General features: G+C 71.5%; 16 protein-coding genes. 4 read left to right on the top strand and 12 right to left on the bottom strand.

The annotated features are described in order from the left end of the window. Position 1 precedes the first annotated feature (1 nt). The 10 genes from STRVI_RS37325 to STRVI_RS37280 form a co-directional block, all read right to left on the bottom strand. Positions 2–2,599 carry a serine/threonine-protein kinase gene (locus STRVI_RS37325; RefSeq protein WP_014060743.1) on the bottom strand — a complete coding sequence of 866 codons (2,598 nt, stop codon included), beginning with the start codon at positions 2,597–2,599 and terminating at the stop codon, positions 2–4. After that, positions 2,596–3,921, bottom strand: coding sequence for a hypothetical protein (locus STRVI_RS37320; protein ID WP_014060742.1), 1,326 nt, complete (start codon positions 3,919–3,921; stop codon positions 2,596–2,598). Before STRVI_RS37320 ends, STRVI_RS37325 begins: the two co-directional genes overlap by 4 nt. Positions 3,922–4,049: 128 nt before the next feature. After that, positions 4,050–5,081, bottom strand: a complete 1,032-nt coding sequence (locus STRVI_RS37315) for a glutamate ABC transporter substrate-binding protein (protein WP_106685781.1) — start codon at positions 5,079–5,081, stop codon at positions 4,050–4,052. 20 nt (positions 5,082–5,101) lie between these two features. Next, positions 5,102–6,511, bottom strand: a complete 1,410-nt coding sequence (locus STRVI_RS37310) for a hypothetical protein (RefSeq protein ID WP_014060740.1) — start codon at positions 6,509–6,511, stop codon at positions 5,102–5,104. A gap of 131 nt (positions 6,512–6,642) precedes the next feature. After that, entirely contained in the window at positions 6,643–7,656 is a 1,014-nt protein-coding gene (locus STRVI_RS37305) for an N-acetylglucosamine kinase (RefSeq protein ID WP_050994073.1), read from the bottom strand. Between the two features lie 80 nt (positions 7,657–7,736). Next, complete coding sequence (locus STRVI_RS37300) at positions 7,737–8,999, bottom strand: 6-phospho-beta-glucosidase (RefSeq protein ID WP_014060738.1); 1,263 nt, start codon at positions 8,997–8,999, stop codon at positions 7,737–7,739. Then, the gene (locus tag STRVI_RS37295; protein ID WP_014060737.1) at positions 8,996–9,901 is read right to left on the bottom strand and encodes a carbohydrate ABC transporter permease; all 906 of its coding nucleotides are present in this window, start codon (positions 9,899–9,901) and stop codon (positions 8,996–8,998) included. Before STRVI_RS37295 ends, STRVI_RS37300 begins: the two co-directional genes overlap by 4 nt. A 27-nt stretch (positions 9,902–9,928) precedes the next feature. Further along, on the bottom strand, positions 9,929–10,882 hold the full coding sequence (locus STRVI_RS37290) for a carbohydrate ABC transporter permease (protein WP_014060736.1): 954 nt from the start codon (positions 10,880–10,882) through the stop codon (positions 9,929–9,931). A gap of 11 nt (positions 10,883–10,893) precedes the next feature. Continuing rightward, entirely contained in the window at positions 10,894–12,222 is a 1,329-nt protein-coding gene (locus STRVI_RS37285; protein ID WP_014060735.1) for an extracellular solute-binding protein, read from the bottom strand. 101 nt (positions 12,223–12,323) lie between these two features. Continuing rightward, positions 12,324–13,559 carry an ROK family transcriptional regulator gene (locus STRVI_RS37280; RefSeq protein ID WP_014060734.1) on the bottom strand — a complete coding sequence of 412 codons (1,236 nt, stop codon included), beginning with the start codon at positions 13,557–13,559 and terminating at the stop codon, positions 12,324–12,326. A 298-nt stretch (positions 13,560–13,857) separates the two neighbouring features. Between STRVI_RS37280 and STRVI_RS37275 the strand changes: the two genes are divergently transcribed. Further along, positions 13,858–15,783: a S53 family peptidase gene (locus STRVI_RS37275; RefSeq protein WP_050994071.1), complete on the top strand. Its 1,926-nt coding sequence runs from the start codon at positions 13,858–13,860 to the stop codon at positions 15,781–15,783. Positions 15,784–15,920: 137 nt separating this feature from the next. On the opposite strand, the gene STRVI_RS37270 is transcribed toward STRVI_RS37275, so the two are convergent. Continuing rightward, the gene (locus STRVI_RS37270) at positions 15,921–17,024 is read right to left on the bottom strand and encodes a mechanosensitive ion channel family protein (RefSeq protein WP_014060732.1); all 1,104 of its coding nucleotides are present in this window, start codon (positions 17,022–17,024) and stop codon (positions 15,921–15,923) included. 453 nt (positions 17,025–17,477) lie between these two features. Here STRVI_RS37270 and STRVI_RS37265 point away from each other — a divergent pair, with 453 nt between their 5' ends. Further along, on the top strand, positions 17,478–18,014 hold the full coding sequence (locus STRVI_RS37265) for an HNH endonuclease (protein ID WP_014060731.1): 537 nt from the start codon (positions 17,478–17,480) through the stop codon (positions 18,012–18,014). A gap of 110 nt (positions 18,015–18,124) precedes the next feature. On the opposite strand, the gene STRVI_RS37260 is transcribed toward STRVI_RS37265, so the two are convergent. Further along, positions 18,125–21,112 (bottom strand): beta-N-acetylglucosaminidase domain-containing protein, encoded by a 2,988-nt coding sequence (locus STRVI_RS37260; protein WP_043237146.1) that lies wholly within the window; start codon positions 21,110–21,112, stop codon positions 18,125–18,127. Positions 21,113–21,505: 393 nt separating this feature from the next. Between STRVI_RS37260 and STRVI_RS37255 the strand changes: the two genes are divergently transcribed. Beyond that, positions 21,506–21,796: a hypothetical protein gene (locus STRVI_RS37255; protein WP_014060729.1), complete on the top strand. Its 291-nt coding sequence runs from the start codon at positions 21,506–21,508 to the stop codon at positions 21,794–21,796. Next, positions 21,796–24,012 carry a 4-alpha-glucanotransferase gene (malQ, locus tag STRVI_RS37250; protein ID WP_014060728.1) on the top strand — a complete coding sequence of 739 codons (2,217 nt, stop codon included), beginning with the start codon at positions 21,796–21,798 and terminating at the stop codon, positions 24,010–24,012. The genes STRVI_RS37255 and malQ overlap by 1 nt, the downstream gene beginning before the upstream one ends. Positions 24,013–24,137: the final 125 nt, after the last annotated feature.

Below are 24,137 nucleotides of genomic sequence, written 5' to 3'. Positions count from 1 at the left end.
ATCACACCCACGTCCTGGGGCGGAAACGGTTGGCCCGCTCCACCAGTTCGATCCTCTCCTCGCCTCGCTGCGCGAGTCTGGCGAGTACCCGGTACGAGCGCTCCAATCCCAAGCGCAGCCCGCGCTCGTCGAGGCTGCTGCCGAGCAGAGGCGGCCGGTTGTGTCCCGGGGGCGCCCCGCTGCTGCCGGACAGTACCCAATCCAGGGCACTGCCCAGGACCTCCGTACGCAGCCGCTCGCGCCGCACCGCGTCCAGCCCGAACTCGCCCAGCCGCTCGACCTGGGCGGCCGAGGCCGCCAGATCGCCCAGCAGGGCGTCGTATGGGGCGCGCTGGCGCAGCCGGGCCCTTACGGCGGCGACCCGCGCCGCCGTGTAGTGGATCGAGGACTCCGGGACCGATTCCAGGGCCCGCACCGCGCCCGCCCGGTCCCCGGAGCACAGCAGGACCCGGGCGAGGCCGAAGGCGGCGCTCACAAAGCTCGGGTCGGTGGCCCACACCAGCCGGTAGTACTCCGCCGCGTTGTCCAACTGGCCGAGGACCTCGGCGCAGACGCCGAGCGCCAGCTTGGGCGCGGGCTCACCGGGGAACGCGTCGTAGACGCCGTCGAAGGAGAGCGCAGCCGTCTCGCGGTCGCCGGTGGCCAGCGCGTGCAGCCCCCGGTACCAGACGATCCGCCAGTCGTCGCTGTACGCGGCCTCCAGACCGGTGAGCGCGACGCCCGCGTCCTGCTCCTGGCTCAGCTCGAGCTGGGCGCGGACCCGGCGCAGCCGCAGCTCGACCGAGTCGACGGGCGCGGTCCGCAGCGCGGCGCTCATCTCGGCGGGCTCGGCGGCCAGCAGCCCGGCCAGGAACCCGGCGTTGGGGTCGTCCGGGTCCACCAGCGGCACCGGGAGCGCCAGCGCGGTGGCTCCCCCTTCCAACGTGGCGATGGCGGGCAGCGGCAGGGCCAGCGGGCCCGGCGGCCGCTGCGCGGGGACGGGCGCGGTGGCACCCCGGCCGATGGGCCGGGCGCCCAGCAGGGACGGATCCTGGCCGTCGTCGGCGAACAACTCGGTGTCCACGACGCGTGGTTCGGGTCCGAAGAGGGTGGACAGGGCCGGCCGGGGCCGCCCGGTCTGCAGCGCCACGACCTCTCGCAGCACCCCGGTGAGCTGGTCGGCCATTTCCCGCGCGGAGGCGAAGCGGCGCCCCGGGTCCGGGTCGGTGGCCCGCACCAGCAGCCGGTAGAAGGATTCATAGCGCCGGAAGACCTCGATGTGCTCGGGGTCCGGCAGGCTGTCCACGAAGACGTTGGTATAGCCCTGGAAGTCGAAGGTGAGCACGGCCAGGGTGCGCGCCACCGTGTAGAGATCGGAGGCGACCGACGGGCCGGTCTCGGCGATCTCGGGGGCCTGGTAGCCGACCGTTCCGTAGATGGGGCTGTCGTGGTCGTCCATCCGCCGGACCGCGCCCATGTCGATCAGTTTGAGCTGGTCCTGCTGCTGAATGGCGTTGTCGACCTTGAAGTCGCAGTAGAGCAGATTGCGGCTGTGCAGATGGCCGAGCGCCTCCAGGGCCTCGATGCCGTAGGCGCAGGCCTGCTCGACGGGCAGCGGATTGCGCCGGCCGTCGGTGGTGCGCAGGGCGTTGGCGATGTCCTTGAGGGACTTGCCGCCCACGTACTCCATGACGATGTAGCCGTCGAGGCTGCCGGTGCGCTGGTCGAGATGCTCGACGAAGTTGTAGATCCGGACGATGTTGGAGTGCTCGATCTCGGCGAGGAAGCGGCGCTCGGAGACGGCGGCCGCCAGGGCCTCCTCGTCGCCCGTGTCCAGCAGGCCCTTGAGGACCACCCAGCGGTCCGAGACCGCGCGGTCGATGGCCAGATAGATCCAGCCGAGCCCGCCGTGCGCCAGACAGCCCGCGACCTCGTACTGGCCGTGGACGATGTCACCGGGGTTCAGCTTCGGTACGAACGAGTACGGATGGCCGCATTTGGTGCAGAACCCCTCGGTGCGGCCCGGCCGCTCGCCGCGGGCGCGGCCCACCGGGGCACCGCAGTCCCCGCGGCTGCAGAACCGCTTCCGCTCGGGGACCTCGGGGTCCGCGAGCACCGCCGTCCGCGGATCGGGGCGCGGCACATCCGGGACGCTGACCAGACCGGCGCCCAGTGCGTTCCGCCCCGAGGAGGCCGAGGTGGAGGAGCGGGAGCTGCGCACCGAGACCGAACGCGACGAGGTCCGCCCGGACATGGAGCGGGACAGCCGCCCGGACACCGAGCGCCGGGACGAGGAGGAGCGTGCCGAACGCGACCGGCCCGAGGCGCCGGACGAGGAGTCCCGGCCGGACAACGGGGAGGATCCTTGGCCGGACGACAGGGAGGAGCCCCTGACCGACGACGAGGATCCGCCGCCCGATGACGAGCCTCCTCCCGAAGACGAGGAGCCCCCGACCGGTCCGCCCTGCCCGGTGATCCCGGTGGGCGGTGAGGCCACCAACCCCTGCGGTGAGACGACCGGGGCCATACCGCAGACATCGCAGTACAGCTCGCCTCCGCCCACGTCCTCGTAGGACCCGCCGCAGTCACGCCGCTGGCAGGCGGCGACCGCCGCAGTCATTTCGTGCCTCCCTCGATACCTTCGTCGGCCGGGCCCGTCTGGCGTGGCACCAGGGCCTCGGCCGCCGCCTGCTGATAGCGCAGCACGGCCTGCTCGGCCACCCGCAGATCACACGGGGCGCTCCACAGCATCCGGCGGGCCACGTCATACCGCTCCACCAGCATCGGATCCTCCGCCATGCCGTGGCGGGCGACCTTCGCCTTGTACGCGTCGAGACGGCCGCGCAGCTCGGCGCGGACCGCCAGCGGCGCGGTGACCGCGGTCAACGACTCGCGGGCCCGCAGCAATTCGTCGTCGGCGCGCTGCTCCAGGCTCTCCAGCAGCGGCGAGAGCCGGTGCCACTGGGAGCGCCTGCGGTAGTCGGCGGCGGCGACCAACTGCTCGTGCAGCGCGGTCGGCGGGCCGCTGACGGCCGGCACCTCCGACGCCGCGATCTTCGCGAGCACCTCACCGCGCGCCTGGCGCGCCTCCGCCAGGGTGCGATCGGCGCGGGAGAGCACATCCCGCAGCCGCATCAGCCGCCGCTCGGCGTCCTGCCGCACATCCAGGACCGCCTCGATCTCCCGTCGCACATCCTCCAGGGCGCGGGCGGAGCGGTCGTAGCGCTGGGTGTCGGGGCTGCCGCCGCCGGGCGCGGAGCTGCCGCGGGCCGGTTTCCAGAAGGCCAGCGGGTCGGAGACCACTTCGGCGCGCAGCGCGGTCAGCTCGGCGGTGATCTGCTCCAGATCGTCCCCCGAGGGGTGCTCACCGGGACGCACTCCGACGGAGTGGGCGAGCGAACGGGTGCGGTGCAGCTCGGCGGAGAGCATGTCGATCCGGGCGGGCAGCGCGGACCAGACGGCGTCGGCGCTGACGATGACGCCAAGAGCCTCGGCGTACCAGCGGTTCATCCGGTCGACCAGCCGGTCCAGGCTCAACTCCTCGCTGAGCAGGGGCGATCCGCCGAGGGTGGCGCTGCTGGGCAGGGTGATCGCGGTGCCGCACAGCAGCTCGGTGAGCTCGGTCAGCTCGTCCTGGGTTGGCCAGCGGTGACGGGATCGCAGCTCACGGGCGCGGGTGAGGGCCTCGGAGTACGCGTCGAAGTAGCTCCAGAGGAGAGAGATGGCCTGCTCGGTGGTGGACCACCGGTCCTTGGTGACGCCCGTGAGCTCGGCGCCCTCGAGAAGCCTTCTGCCCGCGTGGTCCTGGAGGGCGAGCAGCGAGGACTCGATCGCCTCGTGTTCGGCGGCGAGCTTCGCCAGCGCGCGGTCCACCTCCTCACGGCCCATGACCGGGCCGTCGGGTGCCCCCGCGAAGCTGGGGAAGGGTCCCGGGACCCCCATCGATCACCTCTCCATGTCCGTAACCGTTGTGTGATCCGTCTGCAGCGTCATCCCTACGCGTGTGAGGCGGGTGCTAATCCTTGCCGGTCCGTGATCCTTGCACGTACCCGATGTGTCCGGGTCCGGCGCTAGTCCTTGTACTCGGGGGCGGGTGGGACCGGATTCTCCTGTGCCGTGCTGAAATCCTTGGCGAGCCACTTCTGGTAGGCCTGCATCCAGGGGCTGCCGGCACCGCCCTGGCGGTAGTTCTCCAGAACCTTGTTGACCCGGCGTACCAGGTCGTCGTCGTCCTTGTTCATCGCCACGCCGTAGAACTCATCGGTGAATCGCGAGCCGACCAGCTTGACGGAGGGGTCCTGGGCCGCCTGGCCGGCCGCCAGCGCATTGTCGGTGATCACCGCGTCCACCTGGCCGAGTTGCAGCCTGACCAGACAATCGAGCTGGTTGGGAACGGGCTTGACCTTGATCGCGCCCAGATGCTCGGCCCCGGTGTCCGGCTTGTCCAGCTCGGCCTCGGCGGTGGAACCCTGCGCGGTGCAGACCCTCTTGCCGCGCAGGGTCTTGTTGTAGCCGGTGATGGACGAGTCGTCGGCGACCAGCACCTGCTGCCCGGCCTGGAAGTACGCGGTGGAGAACGCGACGTCCTTGATCCGGTCGCAGTTGATGGTCATGGTGCGCACCACGACGTCCACCTTGCCCTGCTGCAGGGCCTTGATGCGCTGACTGGTGGGGATGGTGCGGAAGATGACCGCGTCCGGATCGCCGAATATGTCCTCGGCTATGGCGCGCACCAGGTCGATGTCGAAGCCGGTGAGGTCGCCGGTGGCCGGATCGCGGTATCCCCAGCGGTAGCTGTTCTGGTCGACGCCGGCGATCAGCTTGTTGAGCTTATGGCCGTTGACCTCACGGTTCTTGATCCGCTTGATGGCCGGGCCGCTGGCGCTGGACGGGCGCAGGCTCGCCTCGGGGTCGCGGCAACCGTCCGCCGCGGCCTCGGCCTCGGCGTCGGCCTCGGCGTCGGCCCGCATCGTCTGCGGGCGCGGCGCACCGCCCTTGCTGTCGGCGTCGCCGCCGTCGTCCATCATCGCCGGCACCGCGATGGCCGTGGCCACGCCCAGGGCGCATACCGTCACCGCGGCGGCCGATCGCAGCGATCGCATGCTTCCGCCCCCCATCGTCCTCATCGGTACTCCGACAGTCTGCGGCCTATGCCCAGCACCGCGCCCGCGGCTCCCAGCACGGCCAGCACTCCGGCGCCCAGTGCCATGGCGGTGAACGCGCCGCGTCCGTCGTCGGCGGCCTGCTGGAACTCCCGCTGCTCGTGGTCGAGGGCCTCGGCCAGCTGGCTGTCCACCGCGTCGAAGGACTCGCCGGTGCTGTCCTTGGCGCCGATGACCTTGGTCAGCGCCGTCTTGTAGTCGCCCCCGTCATCGGCGGTGCGGGCGGCCTTGTGCCGCACCTGCCATTCCTTGACCCGGTCGGCGGCCTTCTCCAGCGGCTCGCGGCCCGCGTCGTCGTCCGCGAGGGCGCGCGCCTTGTCCAGCAGGCTGCCGTCCGCGGGGCGGCCGCCGGACGACTTCCCCACGAGCGCGGACATCTGCGAGCCGTAGCTGACGTCGTAGGCGTCCTTGCCCTTGTTGGCGCCGTCCTCGTCGACGACGACCGCGCCGCGCGCCACCAGGGTCAGATTCTCGTCGGCGCGGGCCCGCAGGGAGTCGATCCGCGCCTCGTTGAGCACCTGGAGGGACTTCGCCCCGTGGTCGTTGGAGTCGCTGAGCTCGGTGCTGGCGACCGCATGGCCGACCACCAGCCACAGCATCACCACCGTGGAGGCGGCCGTGGCGGCGAGCATGCCGTGGTTGAGCACCCGGTTCGTCCGCTGGTAGTGGCGGCGCTGGGCCCACCCCAGCGCGCCCAGGGCGACCAGGCCGGTGCCGATCGCCGCCCACGGCCATGCCTCGGCGTCCTCGTAGTCATCCCCGAGGCGGGCGGTCTCGGCCTGATAGAGCCTGCCTGCGGCGGGCAGCAGCCGGGTGCGCATGGTGTCGTTGGCATAGCGCAGATAGGCGCCGCCCAGCGGCAGCCCCTGGCGGTTGTTGGCGCGCGCGGAGTCGACCAGACCGGTGTAGACCGGCAATAGCTGGTTGATCTTCCGTATCTCTTCGCGGGCGGAGGCCGAGCCCCCGGTATTGGCGGCGGCGCTCACCAGCAGCTTGGAGGCGGTGTCGATGTCCCGCACATACCGCTGGCGGACCTGGGCGGGCTCCTGGCCGCCCGCCAGGAAGCCACGGGTCGCCGTGGTGTCCGCGTCGGCCAGGGAGTGGTAGATCTGCGCCGCGTCGGCGCTCAGCGGCTGGCTGCGCTCGGCCACGGCGTCCGCCGCGGTCTGCCGGTCGGAGACCTGCCAGGCCGTGACCGCGCCGAAGGCGACCACCAGCGCGGCCAGCACCGCCCCGATGAGGCGCAGCCGGCCGGGCTCGGTCGTCGCCGCCGCCCGCGCCCGGTCGAGCCCCTCACGCCACGCGGTCCGCGGCGGGGCCGCGGGCGCGGGTGGCGGCGCGGCTCTGCCGGTGGTCGGCGGGTATGACACAAGACCTCCCCCTTGGCCCGGATTCCGTAGTTGGTGTCGCGGTCGGTGTCGCAGCAGTATGGACCGCGGCGCCGGGAGAGGTCACCGGTCGAGCCTGGATCTTGTTCGGATCGCGATCTTCCCTCCCCTTTTCAATACGCTTCGGACGGGCTTTCGGTTCCACTTTCCGTGTCATCAGCCGGGGCGTAGTGCGCGCGCAGCCGGGCGTACGCCGCTTCCGGCGCGCCGGTGCGGTCCAGGCCCAGCAGCGCGGCGCCCAGCACCGGCGGTGCGGTGACCACGCGCGGCTCGGCCTTCGGGGCGCGCTCCGCCAGCAGTTCGCGGATCCGGTCGTCCAGCAGCGGATGGCGGGCCGCGAGCACCCCGCCGCCCAGCACCACCGGTGTCTCCTCGCCCAGCAGATCGAGGCGGCCGAGGGCGACCGTGGCCATGGTCACCACCTCCTCCGCCTGGCGGTCGACGATCGCCCGCGCGATCTCGTCGCCGGCGTCGGCCACCGCGAAGAGCACCGGCGTCAGCTCATGCCGCCTGGCCCCGTCCAGCCGGCCCAGATGCAGCGCCTCGATCAGCTCGTACATGGTGGTCAGGCCGAACTGCGCGGGCAGGGCGCGGGCCAGCTCGGTCGGCTCGCCGCGGCCGTCCTCCGCGCGCGCCGCCCACCACAGCGCCTCCTCCGACAGATAGCCCCCGCCGCCCCAGTCGCCGGAGATCCGGCCGATGGCGGGGAAGCGGGCCACCCGGCCGCCGTGGCCGATCCCGGCGCAGTTGATGCCCGCGCCGCAGACCACGGAGACGCCGGTCGGCTCGCCGTCGTCGGCGACCCCGGCCCGCAGCAGGGCGAAGGTGTCGTTGGCGACCGTGACGGTGGCGCCCCAGCCGCGATCGGCCAGTACGACCGTCAGCTCCTCCTCCTCGCTGGGCAGATCGGCGTTGGCCAGACACGCCGAGATATGCCCCGCGCGCGGTGGACCGGACCCGCCCGCCTGCCGCGCCGCCTCCTCCACCAGGGGCGCGAGCGAGCCGACCGCGGCCTCGGCGCCCACGACGGGGGGCTGGAAGCCGCCGCCGCGGGCCGCGCCGAGGACGGAGCCGTCCGGGCCGACGAGCGCGACATCGGTCTTGCTGTTGCCCGCGTCGATCGCCAGGACCGACCGGTCCGGCTCAGCCGCGGAGGAAGCGGCCGGAGGAGACGAAGGGGAAGGTGAGGGGGTCGATACGGACTGGGTCAGGCCCACGCCAGATGCTCCCGGTTGTGCGCGATGAGGTCGTCGGTCAGCTTCTCGGCGTATTCGATCTGGCCGATGAGGGGGTGGGACAGCAGCGCCTGGAAGACCCGCTCCCGGCCGCCCTTCAACGCCGCCTCCAGCGCCAGGTGTTCGTACGCCGTGACATTGGAGACCAGACCGGCGAACAGGGGCTCGAGGGGGCGCACGGGCAGTGGCTTCGCGCCCTGTGCGTTGACGGCCGCCGGGACCTCGATCACCGCGTCGTCGGGCAGGAAGGGCAGGGTGCCGTCGTTGAGCGTATTGACGATCCGCACCTCACCGGTGTCGCCCAGCAGGGACGAGGTGAGATCGACCGCCGCCTCCGAGTAGAACGCCCCGCCGCGCTTGCCGAGCAGCTCGGGCTTCTCGTCCAGCGTCGGATCGCCGTACATCTCCAGCAGCTCCCGCTCGATCGCCGCGACCTCCGCCGCCCGGGACGGCTTGCTGCGCAGCTCCCTGACCACCGCGTCGTGCTGGTAGAAGTAGCGCAGATAGTAGGAGGGGACGACGCCGAGCCGGTCCACCAGCGTGCGCGGCATCCGCAGATCCTCGGCGATCGCCTCGCCGTGCTCCGCGAGCAGCTTGGGCAGCACATCCTCGCCGTCGGTGCCGCCGATGCGCACCGCGCGCTCCCAGGTGAGGTGGTTCAGGCCCACATGCTCCAGCGTCACCTCGCCGGGGGTGACGCCCAGCAGCTTCGCGAACTTCCGCTGGAAGCCGATGGCGACATTGCACAGGCCGACCGCCCGGTGCCCGGAGGTGAGCAGCGCCCGGGTCACGATCCCGACCGGGTTGGTGAAGTCCACGATCCAGGCGTCGGGGTTGCGGCGGCGCACCCGCTCGGCGATGTCCAGCACCACCGGGACGGTGCGCAGCGCCTTGGCCAGCCCGCCCGCGCCGGTGGTCTCCTGTCCGACACAGCCGCACTCCAGCGGCCAGGTCTCGTCCTGATTCCGTGCGGCCTGACCGCCGACCCGTAGCTGCAGCAGGACCGCGTCCGCGCCGTCCACGCCCGCGTCCAGATCGTCGGTCCACGAGATGGTGCCCGGGTGGCCCTGCTTGGCGAAGATCCTGCGCGCCAGCCCGCCGACCAGCTCCAGCCGGTCGGCGGCCGGGTCGACCAGGACGAGCTCCTCCAGCGGGAGCGCGTCCCGCAACCGGGCGAATCCGTCGATGAGTTCGGGGGTGTAGGTGGATCCGCCCCCCACGACTGCGAGCTTCAACCCTTGACTCCTGTCAGTGTGACGCCTTCGACGAAGGCTTTCTGAGCGAAGAAGAAGACGATGATCACGGGGGCCATGACGAGCAGAGTCGCGGCCATCGTCAGATTCCAGTTGACGCTGTGCGCGCTCTTGAAGCTCTCCAGGCCGTAACTGAGCGTCCAGGCGCCCGGATTCTGCGCGGCGTAGATCTGCGGGCCGAAGTAGTCGTTCCAGCAGTAGAAGAACTGGAAGAGCGCGACGGCCGCGATCCCCGGCTTCGCCATCGGGACCACGATGCGCAGCAGCGTGCCGAGTTCACCGCTGCCGTCGACCTTCGCCGATTCCAGGTACTCCCGGGGAATCGTCAGCAGGAACTGGCGCAGCAGAAAGATGGAGTACGCGTCGCCGAACGCCATCGGAATGATCAGCGGCCACAGCGAACCCGAGAGATGAAGCTGCTGGGCCCAGACCAGATACATCGGGATCACGATCACCTGCGGCGGCAGCATCATCGTGGAGATGACCATGATCATGGCGGTGCGGCGGCCGCGGAAGCGGAATTTGGCGAGGGCGTAGGCCACCGGAATGGAGGAACAGACCGTGAACAGGGTGCCGAGCCCGGCGTACAACAGCGAATTGCGCCACCAGTCCACAAAGCCCGGAGTGTTGAAGACGTCGGCGTAATTCGACCAGTTCCATTCGGTGGGCCACAGATCGCCGCTCAGCGCCTGGTCGTCGCTCATCACCGAGGTCAGGAAGACGAAGACGAAAGGCAGGATGAAGAAGAGCGCGGCGGCGATGGCGACCGTGTGCACGGCGATCCAGTGCAGCGCGGCGCGGCGGCGGGCGGCGGGGGCGGGGGAGCGGCCGGCGGCGGGCCGCGCGGGCGCGGGTGGCGCCGAGAGGGCGGTGGTGGCGGGCATGGCGGATCGGTCCTCTCAGTCCTCGGCTCAGTCCTCGGCCGACAGCAGTCCGGCACGCTTGCGCATCAGCAGTGTCGTCACGGCCATCGCTATCGCGAACAGCACGAGCGAGAGCACGCAGGCGGCTCCGGTGTTGAAGTTCTGGAAGCCGAGCGAGTAGACGAGCTGCGGCACGGTGAGCGTGGAGTGGTCGGGATAGCCGGGCTGGATGACCGATCCGGGCCCGATGCTGACCCCGGAGGCGAGCTTTCCGGCGACCAGCGCCTGGGTGTAGTACTGCATGGTCTGAACGACGCCCGTCACGACCGCGAACATCACGATCGGGGTGATCGACGGCCAGGTCACATAGCGGAACTTGTGGAACGCCCCGGCGCCGTCGAGCTCGGCCGCCTCATACTGCTCCTTGGGCACATCCAGCAGGGCCGCCATGAAGATGACCATGAGATCCCCGATGCCCCACAGGGAGAGCAGCACGAGGGACGGCTTGGCCCAGGCCGGGTCGTTGAACCAATTCGGCGCGTGGATCCCGATATTCCCGAGGATGTCGTTCACCGGGCCGGTGCCGGGATTGAGCAGAAAGACGAAGGCGACGGTGGCCGCCACCGGAGGGGCGAGATACGGCAGATAGAAGGCGGTGCGGAAGAATCCCACCCCGGACTTGATCTTGGTGACCAGTAGTCCGATGCCCAGGCCGAAGACGACCCGCAGCGCCACCATGACCACGACCAGCCAGAGCGTATTCCACAGCGCCGGTCCGAACAGCGGCATCTGCTCCAGCACATAACGCCAGTTGCGCAGCCCCACGAAGGTCGGGGCCTCGATCTGGTTGTAGTGCATGAAGGAGAAGTAGACGGTGGCGATCAGCGGATAGCCGAAGAAGACGGTGAAGCCGACCAGCCAGGGGGAGAGAAAACCGAGGGTGCGCAGCCGCTCCCGCCGTGCTTTGCGGCGCAGAGCGGGGGCGTTTGTCAAGGTGGCCATATCGCACTCCGTCAGTTCTGTGCCTGGAGATTGTCGGCGTCTATCTCGTCATCGAGTTTCCGTAGCCCCGCGTCCAGATCGTGCACCTTGCCCGCCTCCACGCCGTAGGAGAAGTCCTGCTGCGAGGTGACGTACTGACCGCCGTTGATCGAGGGCGGCAGGGCGGTGCTGTAGCGGTTCTGCGCGATATCGAGGAAGGCCCGGAAGGTGGGATCCGAGTCCAGTTTCGGGGAGGTGAGCGCCGCCTTGGTGGACGGCACATTGTGAATGGCGTTGGCGAAGGCGACCACCTGATCGGTGTCGGCGGTCAGGAACTTCACCAGCTCCCAGGCGGCGTTCTGGTGGGTGCTGGAGTGCGCGATGCCGACCACGGTGCCGGTGAGATAGCCCCGGCCATAGGTTTCGGGCCGGTCGTCGGGCACCGGCAGCGGAGCGGTGCCCCACTTGAACTTCGCGCCTTTCATGAAGAGTCCGCGCCATTCGCCGTCCATATGCATGGCGAGCTTTCCGGTGAGAAAGGCGTTCTGGGACGACATCTCATCGCCGAAGGAGGTGCGGAACGTCTCCAGCGGGCCATAGCCGCCCTGGCTCCGGATCAGCTCCCGGGTGGTGGCGTAGAACTCCTTGGCCGCCTTCTCCTTCGCCAGCCGCGCCTTGCCGTCCTTGCCGAAATAGGACGGGCCCCACTGGGCGAAGAGCCGGTCCGGGCTGTTCTGGTAGAGCCGGAAATTGGGCATGAACCCGACCCGCTGATAGCCGCCGCTCTTGGTGCGCTTGGTCAGCTTGACGGCGTCGCGCCGCAGCTCCGACATGGTGCGGGGCGGCCGCTTGATGCCCACTTCGGCGAAGGCGTCCTTGTTGTAGTACATGCCGTACGCGTCGGCGAGCAGCGGGAGGGCGCACTGGTCGCCCTCGTAGCTCGTGTAGTCCAGCAGCGTTTTCGGGAAGACCTTGGCCTTGTCCAGCCCGGTCTTCTTCATGAACGGATTGAGGTCCACCCACATCCCGGACGAGCAGTACTGCCCCACATTGTTGGTGGTGAAGGAGGAGACGACATCGGGGGCATCGTTTCCGCCGGCCCGCAGCGCCTGGTTCACGGTGGCGTCGGTGACGTTCCCGGTCGCCTTCACCTTGATATTGGGGTGGAGCTTCTCGAACCGGGCGATACTGGCATCGATCGCCTTGACCTCGCTCTCCTCCGACCAGCCGTGCCAGAACTTCAGCGTGACGGGTTTGGAAGGATCGTCCTCGGCGCTGCCGGTGCTGGGATTGGCGCAGCCTGTCAGGAGGAGGGCGCCGGCGCTCAGCACCGACGCGAGAGCGGCCAGTTTTCGTGGCATGGGGGACTTCCTTTACTGCGGTACGGGGGGACGGCAGGGGGAAGCGGCGGTGCGGGCGCCGGATGATGAACGAGGAAGTACGGGGAGAATGGGGCGGTGAATCAGGCGTCGAATCGGGCGGTGTCGAAAACGGTCTGACGGGCATCGGCGACCGCCGTCCGCAGCGCACCGATGAGAATCGGATCCCCCTCGATCTCACTGATCCGCAACTGCGGGCGGGGCAGTGCGAGACCGGTCATCTCCGTCTCGACCAGCTCACGCAGGCGTTCCCCGCCGGCCTGGGCGACCTCACCCGAAAGGACGACCAGCTCCGGGTCGACCACGGCGACGACGGAGGCCAGCCCGGTGGCCAGCCGGCGGGCCAGCTCGGTCAGCACCTCGTCGCCCGCGCCGGGGGTGCGCAGCGCGGCGGCGAGCGCCTTGGTGGCCGTGGGCGCGTCGATCCCGTGGTCGCGGGCCAGTTCCACGACGGCGGGCGAGCCGACCAGCATCTGGAACCCCCCGCCCCCGTCCGGCCGGGCGGCGGCGTCCGGTCCGCCCTGGGCCAGCGGGGCACCCGGCAGCGGCATATAGCCGATCTCACCGGCCCCGCCGGTGGCGCCGCGCAGCAGGGTGCCGCCGAGCACGATGGCCGCGCCGACCCCCTCATCGGCCCAGACCAGCGCGAAGTCGTCGAAGTCCTGGGCGGTGCCGTGGTGCTGTTCGGCGATGGCGGCGAGATTGACGTCGTTCTCGATGACGATCGGGGTGTGCAGCACCTCGGCCAGCTCGTCCCGCAGGGTGCGGGACTGCCAGCCGGGCAGATGCGGGGCGTAGCGCAGCTTCCCGGTGCGCGGGTCGAGCGCGCCGGGGGTGCCGATCACGGTGGAGTGCAGATCGTCGCGGCCGAGTCCGGCGGCGGCCAGCGCGCCGTCCACCGCCTCGGCGACCAGCTCTCCGGTCCGGTTGGTCAGGCTCTCGTCGGTCGCCGGGGCCGTCACCCGGTGCTCACCGGCCACCTGGCCGGTGATGTCGGCGACGGCGGCGGTGATGCCCTCCTGGTCGACGGCGAGCGCGGCCACATGGGCGGCGGCCGGATCGATCTCGTAAAGCTGCGCGTTGGGCCCCGGCCGTCCGGTGACGTTTCCGGTCGTGCGGACCAGGCCGACGGACTCCAGGCGGGTCAGCAACTGGGAGGCGGTGGGCTTGGACAGCCCGGTCAGCTCCCCGAGCCGGGTCCGGGTGAGCGGCCCGTGCGCGGCCAGCAGATCCAGTGCGGCGCGGTCGTTCATGGCGCGGAGGACGCGGGGGGTCCCGGGCGTGCCGCCCTGCGTGCTGCTGCCGGGTGGTGCGGCCATGTGCTGCCCCCGTCCTCACTCTGTTAAGAAAGTTTCCTATTGATGAACAGCAAGCTAGGGGGCGGACCGGGGTGGCGTCAATGGGTCATGGGTGGGCTTTCCTTGGCGGGTTCTTGGCGAAGAGATGGATCTCGCATGTACCTGGCATGGACAAGTCACCGTAAGAGTGGCCCCCGGTGGGGTGGCTGTGATCGTCGGCCCCCACCGGAATGCGACTACTCGTATCGCAGGGGGTTTGGTGAGATCTTCTTCTTCCGGGAAGCGCGCGGACCGTTCCAGACAGCGCACGGCCTTGGGGCTGGCGGCGGCGCTGCCGTTGGTGGCCGGTGCGCTGGCACTGGGCATACCCACGGCCCAGGCCGACTCCACACCACAGGGCCGTGACACCCTGAGCGGCACCAAGCCCGCCTGGGCGACGGTGCGTTCGGACCGCGGCACCACCGATGACGGCAATAAGGTCACCGCCCGCGTCTACCTCGCCGGACGGGACGCCAAGGCGCTGGCCGACTACGCGAAGGCCGTGTCCGACCCCTCCTCGCCGGACTACGGCAGGTATCTCTCGGCCCGGCAGACCCAGGCACGTTTCGGAGCGACACGGCAACAGAAGGACGCCGTGACCGCCTGGTTGAAGGGCTCCGGCCTCGACGTCACCGGCGGCAACCAGCACTATCTGTCCGTCACCGGCGAAGTCGCCGCCGCCGAGCGGGCGTTCGGCACCGAGCTGCACAACTACACCAAGGACGGCACGGTCTACCGGGCGCCGTCGAACGCGGCCACCGTGCCCGCCTCGCTCCATGGCGCCGTGCTGACCGTCGTCGGCCTGGACAACGCGCCCAAGCGGGCCAAGCACGACGAGACCCTCCCGCCCCCCGGACCGGTCTTCAAGAACGCCGGGCCGTTCTCCACCTCCTACGGCTCCCGGACCAACCGGAGCCTGCCGTCGGCGTACGGCGCCAAGCAGCCGTACGCGATCAAGGGGTACACCGGCGAGGAGCTGCGCGCCGCCTACGGGGCCAAGAGCCGTAACACCGGTAAGGGCGTCACCGTCGCCATCACCGACGCCTTCGCCTCGCCGACCATCGCCGCGGACGCCGCCAAGTACGCCCAGCGCAACGGCGATGCGGCCTACCGCAAGGGGCAGCTGACGCAGGTCCTGCCGGCCGACTACCGGAACACCGAGGAGTGCGACGCGGGCGGCTGGTACGGCGAGGAGACCCTCGACGTCGAGGCGGTACACGCGGTGGCGCCCGCGGCCGACATCGTCTACGTCGGCGGAGCCTCCTGCACCGACAACGATCTGCTCGACTCGCTCGCCAAGGTCGTCGACAACCGGCTGGCCGACATCGTCTCCAACTCCTGGGGCGATGTGGAGGCCAACGAGACACCGGACGTGGCCGCCGCCTACGACCAGATCTTCCAGCAGGGCGCGGTCGAGGGCATCGGCTTCTACTTCTCCTCCGGTGACAACGGCGACAACGTGGCCTCCACCGGCACCAAGCAGGTCGACACCCCGGCCAACTCGGCGTGGGTGACGGCGGTCGGTGGTACCTCCCTGGCCGTCGGCAAGGGCGACAAGTACCAGTGGGAGACCGGCTGGGGCACCACCAAGGCCACCCTCTCGGCCGACGGCACCAACTGGGACGGGCTGCCCGGCGGGTACACCTCCGGCGCCGGAGGCGGCACCAGCAAGACCGTCGCCCAGCCCTTCTACCAGCGCGGAGTGGTGCCGGACTCGCTCGCCCTGGCCAACGGCGGCACGGCCAAGCAGCGGGTGACCCCGGACGTCGCGGCGGTGGCCGACCCCAACACCGGCTTCCTGGTGGGCCAGACGCAGACCTTCCCGGACGGATCGCTCCAGTACGGCGAGTACCGCATCGGCGGCACCTCGCTGGCCGCGCCCGTGATCGCCGGTGTCCAGGCGCTCGCCCAGCAGGCCCGCGGCGGCCAGCCGATCGGCTTCGCCAACCCGTCGCTGTACGACCGGTACGGCACCGCCTCGTACCACGATGTGACCGACCACCCGCTGGGCGCCGGTGTCTCGCTGGGCGTGGTCCGGGTCGACTACGTCAACAGCCACGACGACTCCGACGGGCTGGTGACCTCGCTGCGCAGCCTCGGCCGGGACAGCTCGCTGCACGCGGTCGTGGGCTACGACGATGTGACCGGCGTGGGCACGCCCGCGGCCGGCTACCTCACCTCGTTCGGCGGACACCACCGCCGCTGAGCCGGGCCTGAGCTCCTTACGGTTCTCATCGGGCTCCCGTCCCTTCCCGGGGCGGGAGCCCTGCCATGCCCCGGGGCGGGAGCCCTGCCATGTCCGCCGCGCCTACTGCCGCGTCTACTTCCGCGCGGGCGGCGCGTTCACTTCTGTGCGGGCGGCGGCACCGTCGCGGAGGGGGTGGCGGACGGAGCGGCGGGGGAGGAGAGCGGGCTGGCCGCCGTGGACTGCGGCGACTCCGGGTTGGACAGCTCCGACGGCGCCGCCGTGATGGCCGACGGATCGACGCCCTCGGTCTGCAGCTCCGGGTCCAGGGGCCGGCCGACGAGCTGAATACCCGCCTCGTTCAGCGCCTTCTTGATCCGCCAGCGCAGCTCCCGCTCGACACCGAGCGACTTGCCGGGCATGGTCCGCGCCGACACCCGGACGATCATCGAGTCCAGATAGACCGCGTCGAGCCCCAGGACCTCGATCGGCTCCCACAGCCGCTCGTTCCACGGCTCGTCCTTGGCCATGTCCACACCGACCTGCGTGATCACGGAGCGGACGTGGTCCAGATCCTCCTCGGCCCGGACCTGGACGTCGAGCGCGGCCGTCGCCCAGCCCTGGCTGAGGTTGCCGATCCGCTTGACCTCGCCGTTGCGCACGTACCAGATCTCGCCGTTGTCCCCGCGCAGCTTGGTGACGCGCAGTCCGACCTCGATCACCTCGCCCGAGGCCACCCCGGCGTCGACCGTGTCGCCGACCCCGTACTGATCCTCGAGGATCATGAAGACACCGGAGAGGAAGTCGGTGACCAGATTGCGGGCGCCGAAACCGATCGCCACACCCGCGACCCCGGCACTGGCCAGCAGCGGCGCCAGATTGATCTGCAGCGCGGAGAGGATCATCAGCGCCGCGGTGCCCATGATCATGAACGAGGCGACGGAGCGCAGCACCGAGCCGATCGCCGCGGAACGCTGTCGCCGTCGCTCCACATTGACCAGCAGCCCGCCGAGCGCGGTGCCGTCGACGGCCTGGGCCGTGCGGTTCATGCGCTCTATCAGCTTGGTGATCGCCCGCCGGATGACGGACCGGAGCACGAAGGCGATGATCAGGATCAGGGCTATGCGCAGGCCGATGCCGAGCCAGGTGGACCAGTTCTCCTCCACCCAGCCCGCGGCGTTCGTGGCGCTCCTATGCGCATCGTCGAGAGTCGTGGGACGAGGCGTCGAGTCTGCGGCCAGGGCAGCAGCGGACCAGAACACAGCAGAAACCCTTCGTATGCGACATGCCCGCACGGAACACTGCGCGCGCAACCGTCTGACACAGTAGCCGGGCGCGAGACGCACCGTTCCTGTGTTCGAGAGCGCGCGAGCGTGCTCAGGGGGCGCGTATGAGCGGGCCGGAGGCCGCAATTCCACCTTCTGCCCCGGTCGGGGGGCGGGCGGCGGCACCGCTTGGACGGCCCCGTGATTCTTGCCACTCCGCAGTGGTACCCCCTCGCCCGCCCACCCCGCGCGCGAGGGCGCCGGAAGGCCGTCGGAACGGTGGTCAAGGGGCCGCCGCCCCTACCGCGCGCGGGCGGTATACGCGCGGTACGCGGAAATGCCTCTCAACCGTTAACCCGGTGATAGTGGCGTTCCGGCCAGGGTTCAGGGGAAACTGGGGGAGATCGTCCCGGCGCGAGCCACGCGCCGCCGGCGTACAAGGAGGCCCCCGTGCCGCATGTCCTGGTCCTCAACGCGTCGTACGAGCCCCTCGGCGTCGTACCGCTCCGCCGCGCGCTCGTACTCGTCCTCAATGACAAGGCCATCAGCCTCGAGGACTCAGGCGCCCTGATGCACAGCGCTACCCGCGCGATCCCCGCACCCAGCGTCGTCCGGCTGAAGCGCTTTGTGAGGGTGCCCTTTCGCGGCCCCGTCCCGCTCACCCGCCGCGCGCTGTTCGCCCGCGACGGCGGCCGATGCGCGTATTGCGGTGGCGTCGCAACCAGCGTCGATCACGTCATCCCGCGCAGCCGTGGCGGGCAGCACACCTGGGAAAACGTGGTCGCCGCGTGCCGTCGCTGCAACCATGTCAAAGCAGACCGCCATGTCGCCGAGATCGGCTGGCGGCTGCGCCATCAACCCGCACCGCCTGCGGGGCTCGCGTGGCGGATCATCGGCACGGGGCACAGGGACCCCCGCTGGCTGCCATACCTGCAGGCATACGGCGCGGAAGACGCGATGGCCCGGATCGACGGCAAATCTGCCTGAGACCCGGGTCACCATTTTTTTGAGGCTCGGTTCGCCCCTGGCCGGTAGGACAGGGGCCCGAAGCTCCCGGTGCCCGGGCGGGGCGCCGGGGAGCCGAAACGGAGAGGGCTCTAATCCTTCTGGACCGCGTAGGCGGCGACCGACCAGAGGGAGTAGCCGAAGCGGGTGGCGCGCTCGACGCCCTGGACGCGGATGAAACGCGTGCCCGGGGCGTCCATGCCGATCGACTCCCGCCCGCCCTTCCCATGGGCGACCGTCGCCCCGTCGCGCCAGGTGCGGCCGTCCGCGGAGACCTGGACGCGGTAGCGGGAGGCGTAGGCGTCCTGCCAGTTCAGCTCAAGGCGGCCGATCCGGGCCGGGTGGGCCAGCTCAAGCTGGAGCCAGGCGCCGTCCTCGGGCCGGGAGGACCAGCGGGTGTCCGCCTTGCCGTCGATCGCGGCGGACGCCGGGAGGTCGGCGGTCTCGTCGCCGGACGAGGTCGCCTTCGTGCCCTCCGCACGGGCCAGGTCCGGGCCATCGGCGCGCGGGAACGCCCTTACGGTCAGCATGCGCTCCTCCGACCCGAAGCGGACGGGGAGGGAGTAGCTGCCCGCCTTGGTGCCCTGGGCCACCGATATCTCCAAACGGGCGGTCACCGCGCCGCCGCGCGGGGCCGTCACCCCGCCGGGGGCGCGGACGGTGATGCCGTGCGGCGCCTTCACCGTAAGGTCGCCGTTCACATCGCCGGGGCGGTGGGAGACCAACTGGGCCTCGACGACGGCCGCGCCGCCGCCTATCTCCGCGTCCGCCGTCTTGTGGGACAGCGTGAGCTCGGCGTCCGGGGTGTCTCCGAACCAGGGGGTGATCTCATGCACGGCGGGCGGGGTGGTGCCGGTCGGCCAACTGAGCCGGATCGCGTCCGCCAGCAGGTCCTTCTCCCCGTCCGCCGCCCTGACCTGGGTGAAGCCGCTGCCCGAGAGCGCGCCGAGGCTGCGCCAGCCCTTACCGGGGACATGCGCCTCCACGGTGCCCGGTGAGGTGTCCTGGACCCGGGTGGTGAGCGCGGAGACGGCGGAGAGCGGACGGCTGCGGCCGAAGCGCACCGTGACCGGGCGGCCGGGCGAGGCCACCTCCGTGGCCGCCTTACCGTCGGCCGCCGCGTGGTCGTCCTTGCCGGTCCGCAGCCCCTGCTTCGGGGTCCGGTCCACGCCGGACCAGGCGTCCGCCCGAGTCAGGGCCTTGGCGAGGAAGGGGTCGAGGACGCCCTTTCCGACCGTGACCCGGCTGTGCCCGATCTTCTCGCGCAGCGCCTCCACCGCGAGCCGGGCCTTCCAGGCCGCCGCTCCGTCGCCACGCGCCTGGGCGGTGAGCATGTCCACGGCCCGCACGCCCGCGTCGCCGTACCGGCCGAGCTGGTCGAGCCAGGGCCGCACATCGTCGCCCAGCGTGCGGGACAGCCGCTCGGGGGCGTCACGCATGGTCCGGAAGGCGTCGCGCAGCCGGTCCCCGGACCGCTCCAGCCGCCCCACGTCCGTACCGGCCAGGGCCGTCCAGAACGCGTCGAAGAGCGGGCGCAGATACGCGGACTCGTCGCCGCCGAGCATCGAGGAGGCGTCGTTCCCGGCGAGGGCGCGCAGGGCGGCGCGGGTCTTGGCGTCGGGGCCCGCGAGGTCGTCGATGGCCGCCTGCCAGGACTCCTGGGGGCGGTAGCCGCGCGGGTTCCAGGCGAAGTCGGCGGCGGTGAACAGCGGGATCCGGGAGGCGGTCGGCTGTTCCATGGCGTTGGCCAGCAGCGCCGCGGACTGGGTGGCCACCGCCGGGTCGCGGCCGGTGTACGGGCCGAGGAAGATCCGGTCCTGCGCCCAGTCGTTGACCGGATAGTTGTCCATGGTGACCAGGCGGTGGCCGAACGCCGACCGGGCACCGGCCAGCTCACCGCCGGTGATGGTCCTGGGCACCACTCCCACTCCGGTCCAGGCGACGTCCACGCCGTCGTCGAGCGCACCGGCCAGCGTGCGCCGGAACTCGGTGTCGCCGTCCTGGAAGTACTCGGTCGGCATCAGGGACAGCGGGGCCGAGCCGGGGTAGCGGCCGGCCAGATGGCGGGCGAGGGCGCCTGCCACCTTGGCCTGTGCGGTGGCGGCGGCTTCCGGGCCGGAGCCGAAGGTGTCGGCGTCGGCGTCGCAGTGCCACTCGCTGTAGCTGACATCCTGGAACTGCAGCTGGAAGGAGCGCACCCCGAGCGCCCACATGGCGTCGACCTTACGGAGCAGCGCCTTGAGGTCCTTCGAGGACGAGAAGCACATCTCCTGGCCGGGGGAGACCGCCCAGCCGAGGGTGACGTGGTTGGCCCGGGCGCGCGTGGCCAGCTCGCGGAACTCCTCGCGCCGCTCGGCGGGGTAGGGGTCGCGCCAGCGGGCCTGCCGGTAAGGGTCGTCGCCGGGCGCGTAGAGATAGCGGTTCTGCTTGGTGCGGCCCATGAAGTCGAGCTGGGCCAGCCGGTCGCGGTGCGACCACGGGGAGCCGTAGAAGCCCTCGGTCGTGCCCCTTACGGCCGTTCCGGGCCAGTCGCGGACGGTCACCCCGGCGACGGCGGAGCTCCGGCCCTCCCGCTTCACCAGTAGCTGGCGCAGGGTCTGGACGGCGTGGAAGAGACCGTCGGGGCCGACGCCGGACAGCGCGACCGTGGGCCGCCCCTCCACCGGGCCCGTGGCCAGGAGATAGCCGCCGGACGGGAGGTCGCCGCGCTCGGGCGCGCGCAGGGCGCGCAGCGCGCTGTTCGCGCCCCGGCCGCCCATCTGCACCACCAGTCCGCGCGTCGGGGCCTTGCCACCGGGCGTGGCCTCGTTGACGGTGCGCACCCCCGCGTCGTGCAGCAGGCCGCGCAGTGCGTCCAGGGCGTACGGATCGGCGTCGCCGTCGGCTATGAGCGTGGCCTCGTCCCCCAGGGCCAGCTCCGCCCCGTGTGCCCGCAGCGACTGAGGGCGCGGCCATACGGGCGGTATGCCGTCGCTGCTGTCGCGCTCCGGTGTGGAGGCGCCCGGGGAGCCGTGGTCCGCCGGTGCCGCGGTGGCCGCAGGGGCGCCGCCGAGCAGCCCGCCGATGACCGCGGCAGCCATGGCCGTCGCCCCCGCGGCCCTGGGCCTCTTCCCCCCGAACTGCACGGGCCTCTCCTCGATCCAGATAGCCGGTCCCCGTAGATATGGCGCCGATAGGCGTGAGCCCACCACCAGGCCGGTGAGGGTGTCAACGCGGACGACCGAACTGTCGGCATTGCCGTGTGCGTGGGGCATCGGGCGGACCGGGGCCGGGCGCGGCGCGCCCGGCGCAAGTCTGACGGATGAAGGGTGGTCCTGTTCGTAAACTCTGTGCTCCCGATCCCTTACAGCCGTGAAATCGCCGCCCAGAGGGCATGTGACCTACAGCACGTACGGGGTGTGTTTACGTCTGCGTCCGTCCGGAGTGGGTAGAGCTCGAGATGACCCACTGCCGACAACCCCACGGAGGTCCGTGTGGCCGCGTCAGCTCAGCTTCTGCTTTCCGCCCTGTCCAAACCCGGACCCGAGACGTCCAGTGAACCGGATCCCTTCGACGGGGTCTCCGACCCCGACTGTGGACTGTGCGGCCTGGACGGCTTCGGGTCCGGAAGCGCCACGGAGGCGCCCCTCACCAGCGAGCCCCCGCTCGCCGACAACGTTCCCCTGACCAGCGAGCCCCCGCTCGCCGCCGAACGTCCCCTGACAAGTGAGCCGACCGCCGCCCTCACCGGCGTGGGCGCGGGCTGCGAGCCGATGGAGTACTGATGGGCAGAGCGCGGCTCGCCGAGCTGCACGGTGTCGCCACCTCCTACGAGCCCGCCCCGGGCCGCACCGTCCAGGTGCCCGAGGACACAGTCGTCGCCGTACTGGCCGCGCTCGGCGTGGACGCCTCGACCCCCGAATCGGTACGCGAAGCGCTGGACCGGCATGAGCGCCGGCAGCGCGACCAACTGCTGCCCCCCTGCGTGGTGGTGCGCCCCGGCAAGGCGCCACGCCTGAGCCTGCCCGAGGGCACGGCGCTGCGGGTGCGCCCCGAAGACGGCGCACCGCACACGCGGGGGCGGGCGGCCGCGGGGACCCGGAGGGCCGATGGCCCCCTTACGGAGGTCCGCACAGACAGCGCCCATACCGGCGGCGTTCTTACGGGCGGCGCTCATGCGGGTGGCGTTCTTACGGAGGGCACCACCGCCGGCGGCCTCCTTACCGCGCTCGCCGCGCTGCCGCCCGGCGCCCACACCCTGCTCGCCGAGGCCCCCGACGGCCGCCGCGCCACCGCCCCCCTCATCGTGGCCCCCGACCGGATGCCGTTATCCCCGGTCCGCAGCCACGGCTTTCTGGTGCAGCTCTACTCGCTGCTCTCCGCACGCTCCTGGGGCATGGGCGACCTCGGCGACCTGGCCGATCTGGCCGCCTGGTCGGGGCGGGCGCTCGGCGCCGGCTTCGTCCAGATCAACCCGCTGCACGCCGCCGTGCCCGGCACCCCGGGCGCGCCCACCGACCCCTCGCCCTACCGCCCCTCCTCGCGCCGCTTCCCCGACCCGGTCCATCTGCGGATCGAGGACGTGCCCGAATACGTCCAGTTGCGCGGCCCCGCCCGCGAGCGGGCCGATCAGCTCCTGGAGGCCGCCGCCGCCCTCCGTACGTCCGTCCTGCGCGAGGGCGCCCTGATCGACCGGGACGCCGTCTTGGCCCTCAAGCGCGAGGCGCTGGAGCTGGTGCGGACGGTCCCCCTCAGCCCCGGCCGCCGCGCCGCCTACTGCGACTTCCTCGCCGAGCGCGGTCAGGCCCTGGAGGACCATGCCCTGTGGTGCGCGCTCGCCGAGACCCACGGCCCCGAATGGCGCACCTGGCCCGGTGGGCTGGCCGATCCGCGCTCGGCGGGCACCGCCCGGGCGCGGGCCGAGCATCTGGACCGCACCGACTTCCACTGCTGGCTGGCCTGGCTCACCGACACCCAGCTCGCCGCCGCCCAGCACGCCGCGCGCGACGCGGGCATGGGCATCGGCCTCGTGCACGATCTGGCGGTCGGGGTCCATCCCTCGGGCGCCGACGCCTGGGCGCTCCAGGACGTCTTCGCCTCCGGCATGTCGATCGGCGCGCCCCCGGACGCCTTCAACTCCCGGGGTCAGGACTGGGGCCTGCCGCCGTGGCGCCCGGACGCGCTCGCCGCCACCGGCTACGCCCCGTACCGCGATCTGCTGCGCGGCCTCTTACGGCACGCGGGCGCGCTCCGCATCGACCATGTGATGGGCCTCTTCCGGCTGTGGTGGGTCCCCGAGGGGCGTGAGCCGACCGAGGGCTGTTACGTCCGCTACGACGCGGAGGCGATGCTCGGCGTGCTCGCCCTGGAGGCGCACCGGGCCGGGACGGTCGTCATAGGGGAGGACCTGGGGACGGTCGAGCCCGGCGTGCGGGAGGAGCTGGAGCGGCGCGGGGTGCTGGGGACGTCGGTGATGTGGTTCGAGCGGAATTACAACGGGGCGGGCGCGGCCCGGCCGCTGTCCCCCGGGGAGTGGCGCGCGGACTGCCTGGCCACCGTGACGACCCACGATCTGCCGAGCACGGCCGCCCGGCTCACCGGCGACCATGTCGAGCTCCGGCACCGGCTGGGCCTGCTGACCCGGCCCCTCGCCGAGGAGCGCGCGACGGACGCGGTCGAGGTCGCCGAGTGGCTGGCGCTGCTGGGGCGGCTCGGGCTGCTGCCGGAGGGCCCGGGCGACGAGGAGGGGGCGGTCAAGGCGGTCCACCGCTTTCTGCTGCGCACCCCGGCGAGAATGGTGGGCGTATGGCTGCCGGACGCCGTGGGGGACCGCAGACCGCAGAATCTGCCGGGCACCTGGGATCAGTACCCCAACTGGCGGCTGCCGATCGCCGACGCCGAGGGGCGCCCGATGTCCCTGGAGGAGCTGGTCGCCTCGCCCCGGCTGCGGGCGCTGATGGACGAGGTGGCCCGGCTCGCCCCTCGTGGCCTTGCCCCGTAAGGCCGACCCCGCCCATGGCCGCCTGGCCGGACTTTGATGCCCCGGCCCGCCCATAGGTTGGATCTCTGCTTTGCGCAGTCTCCCCAGAACACTTCCCCTCTGGCACTCTGTCATGGACACCGCCA

This window comes from Streptomyces violaceusniger Tu 4113 (assembly GCF_000147815.2).
In the GTDB taxonomy this organism is placed as follows: domain Bacteria; phylum Actinomycetota; class Actinomycetes; order Streptomycetales; family Streptomycetaceae; genus Streptomyces; species Streptomyces violaceusniger_A.
This window is presented reverse-complemented; position numbering and strand designations above follow the sequence as displayed.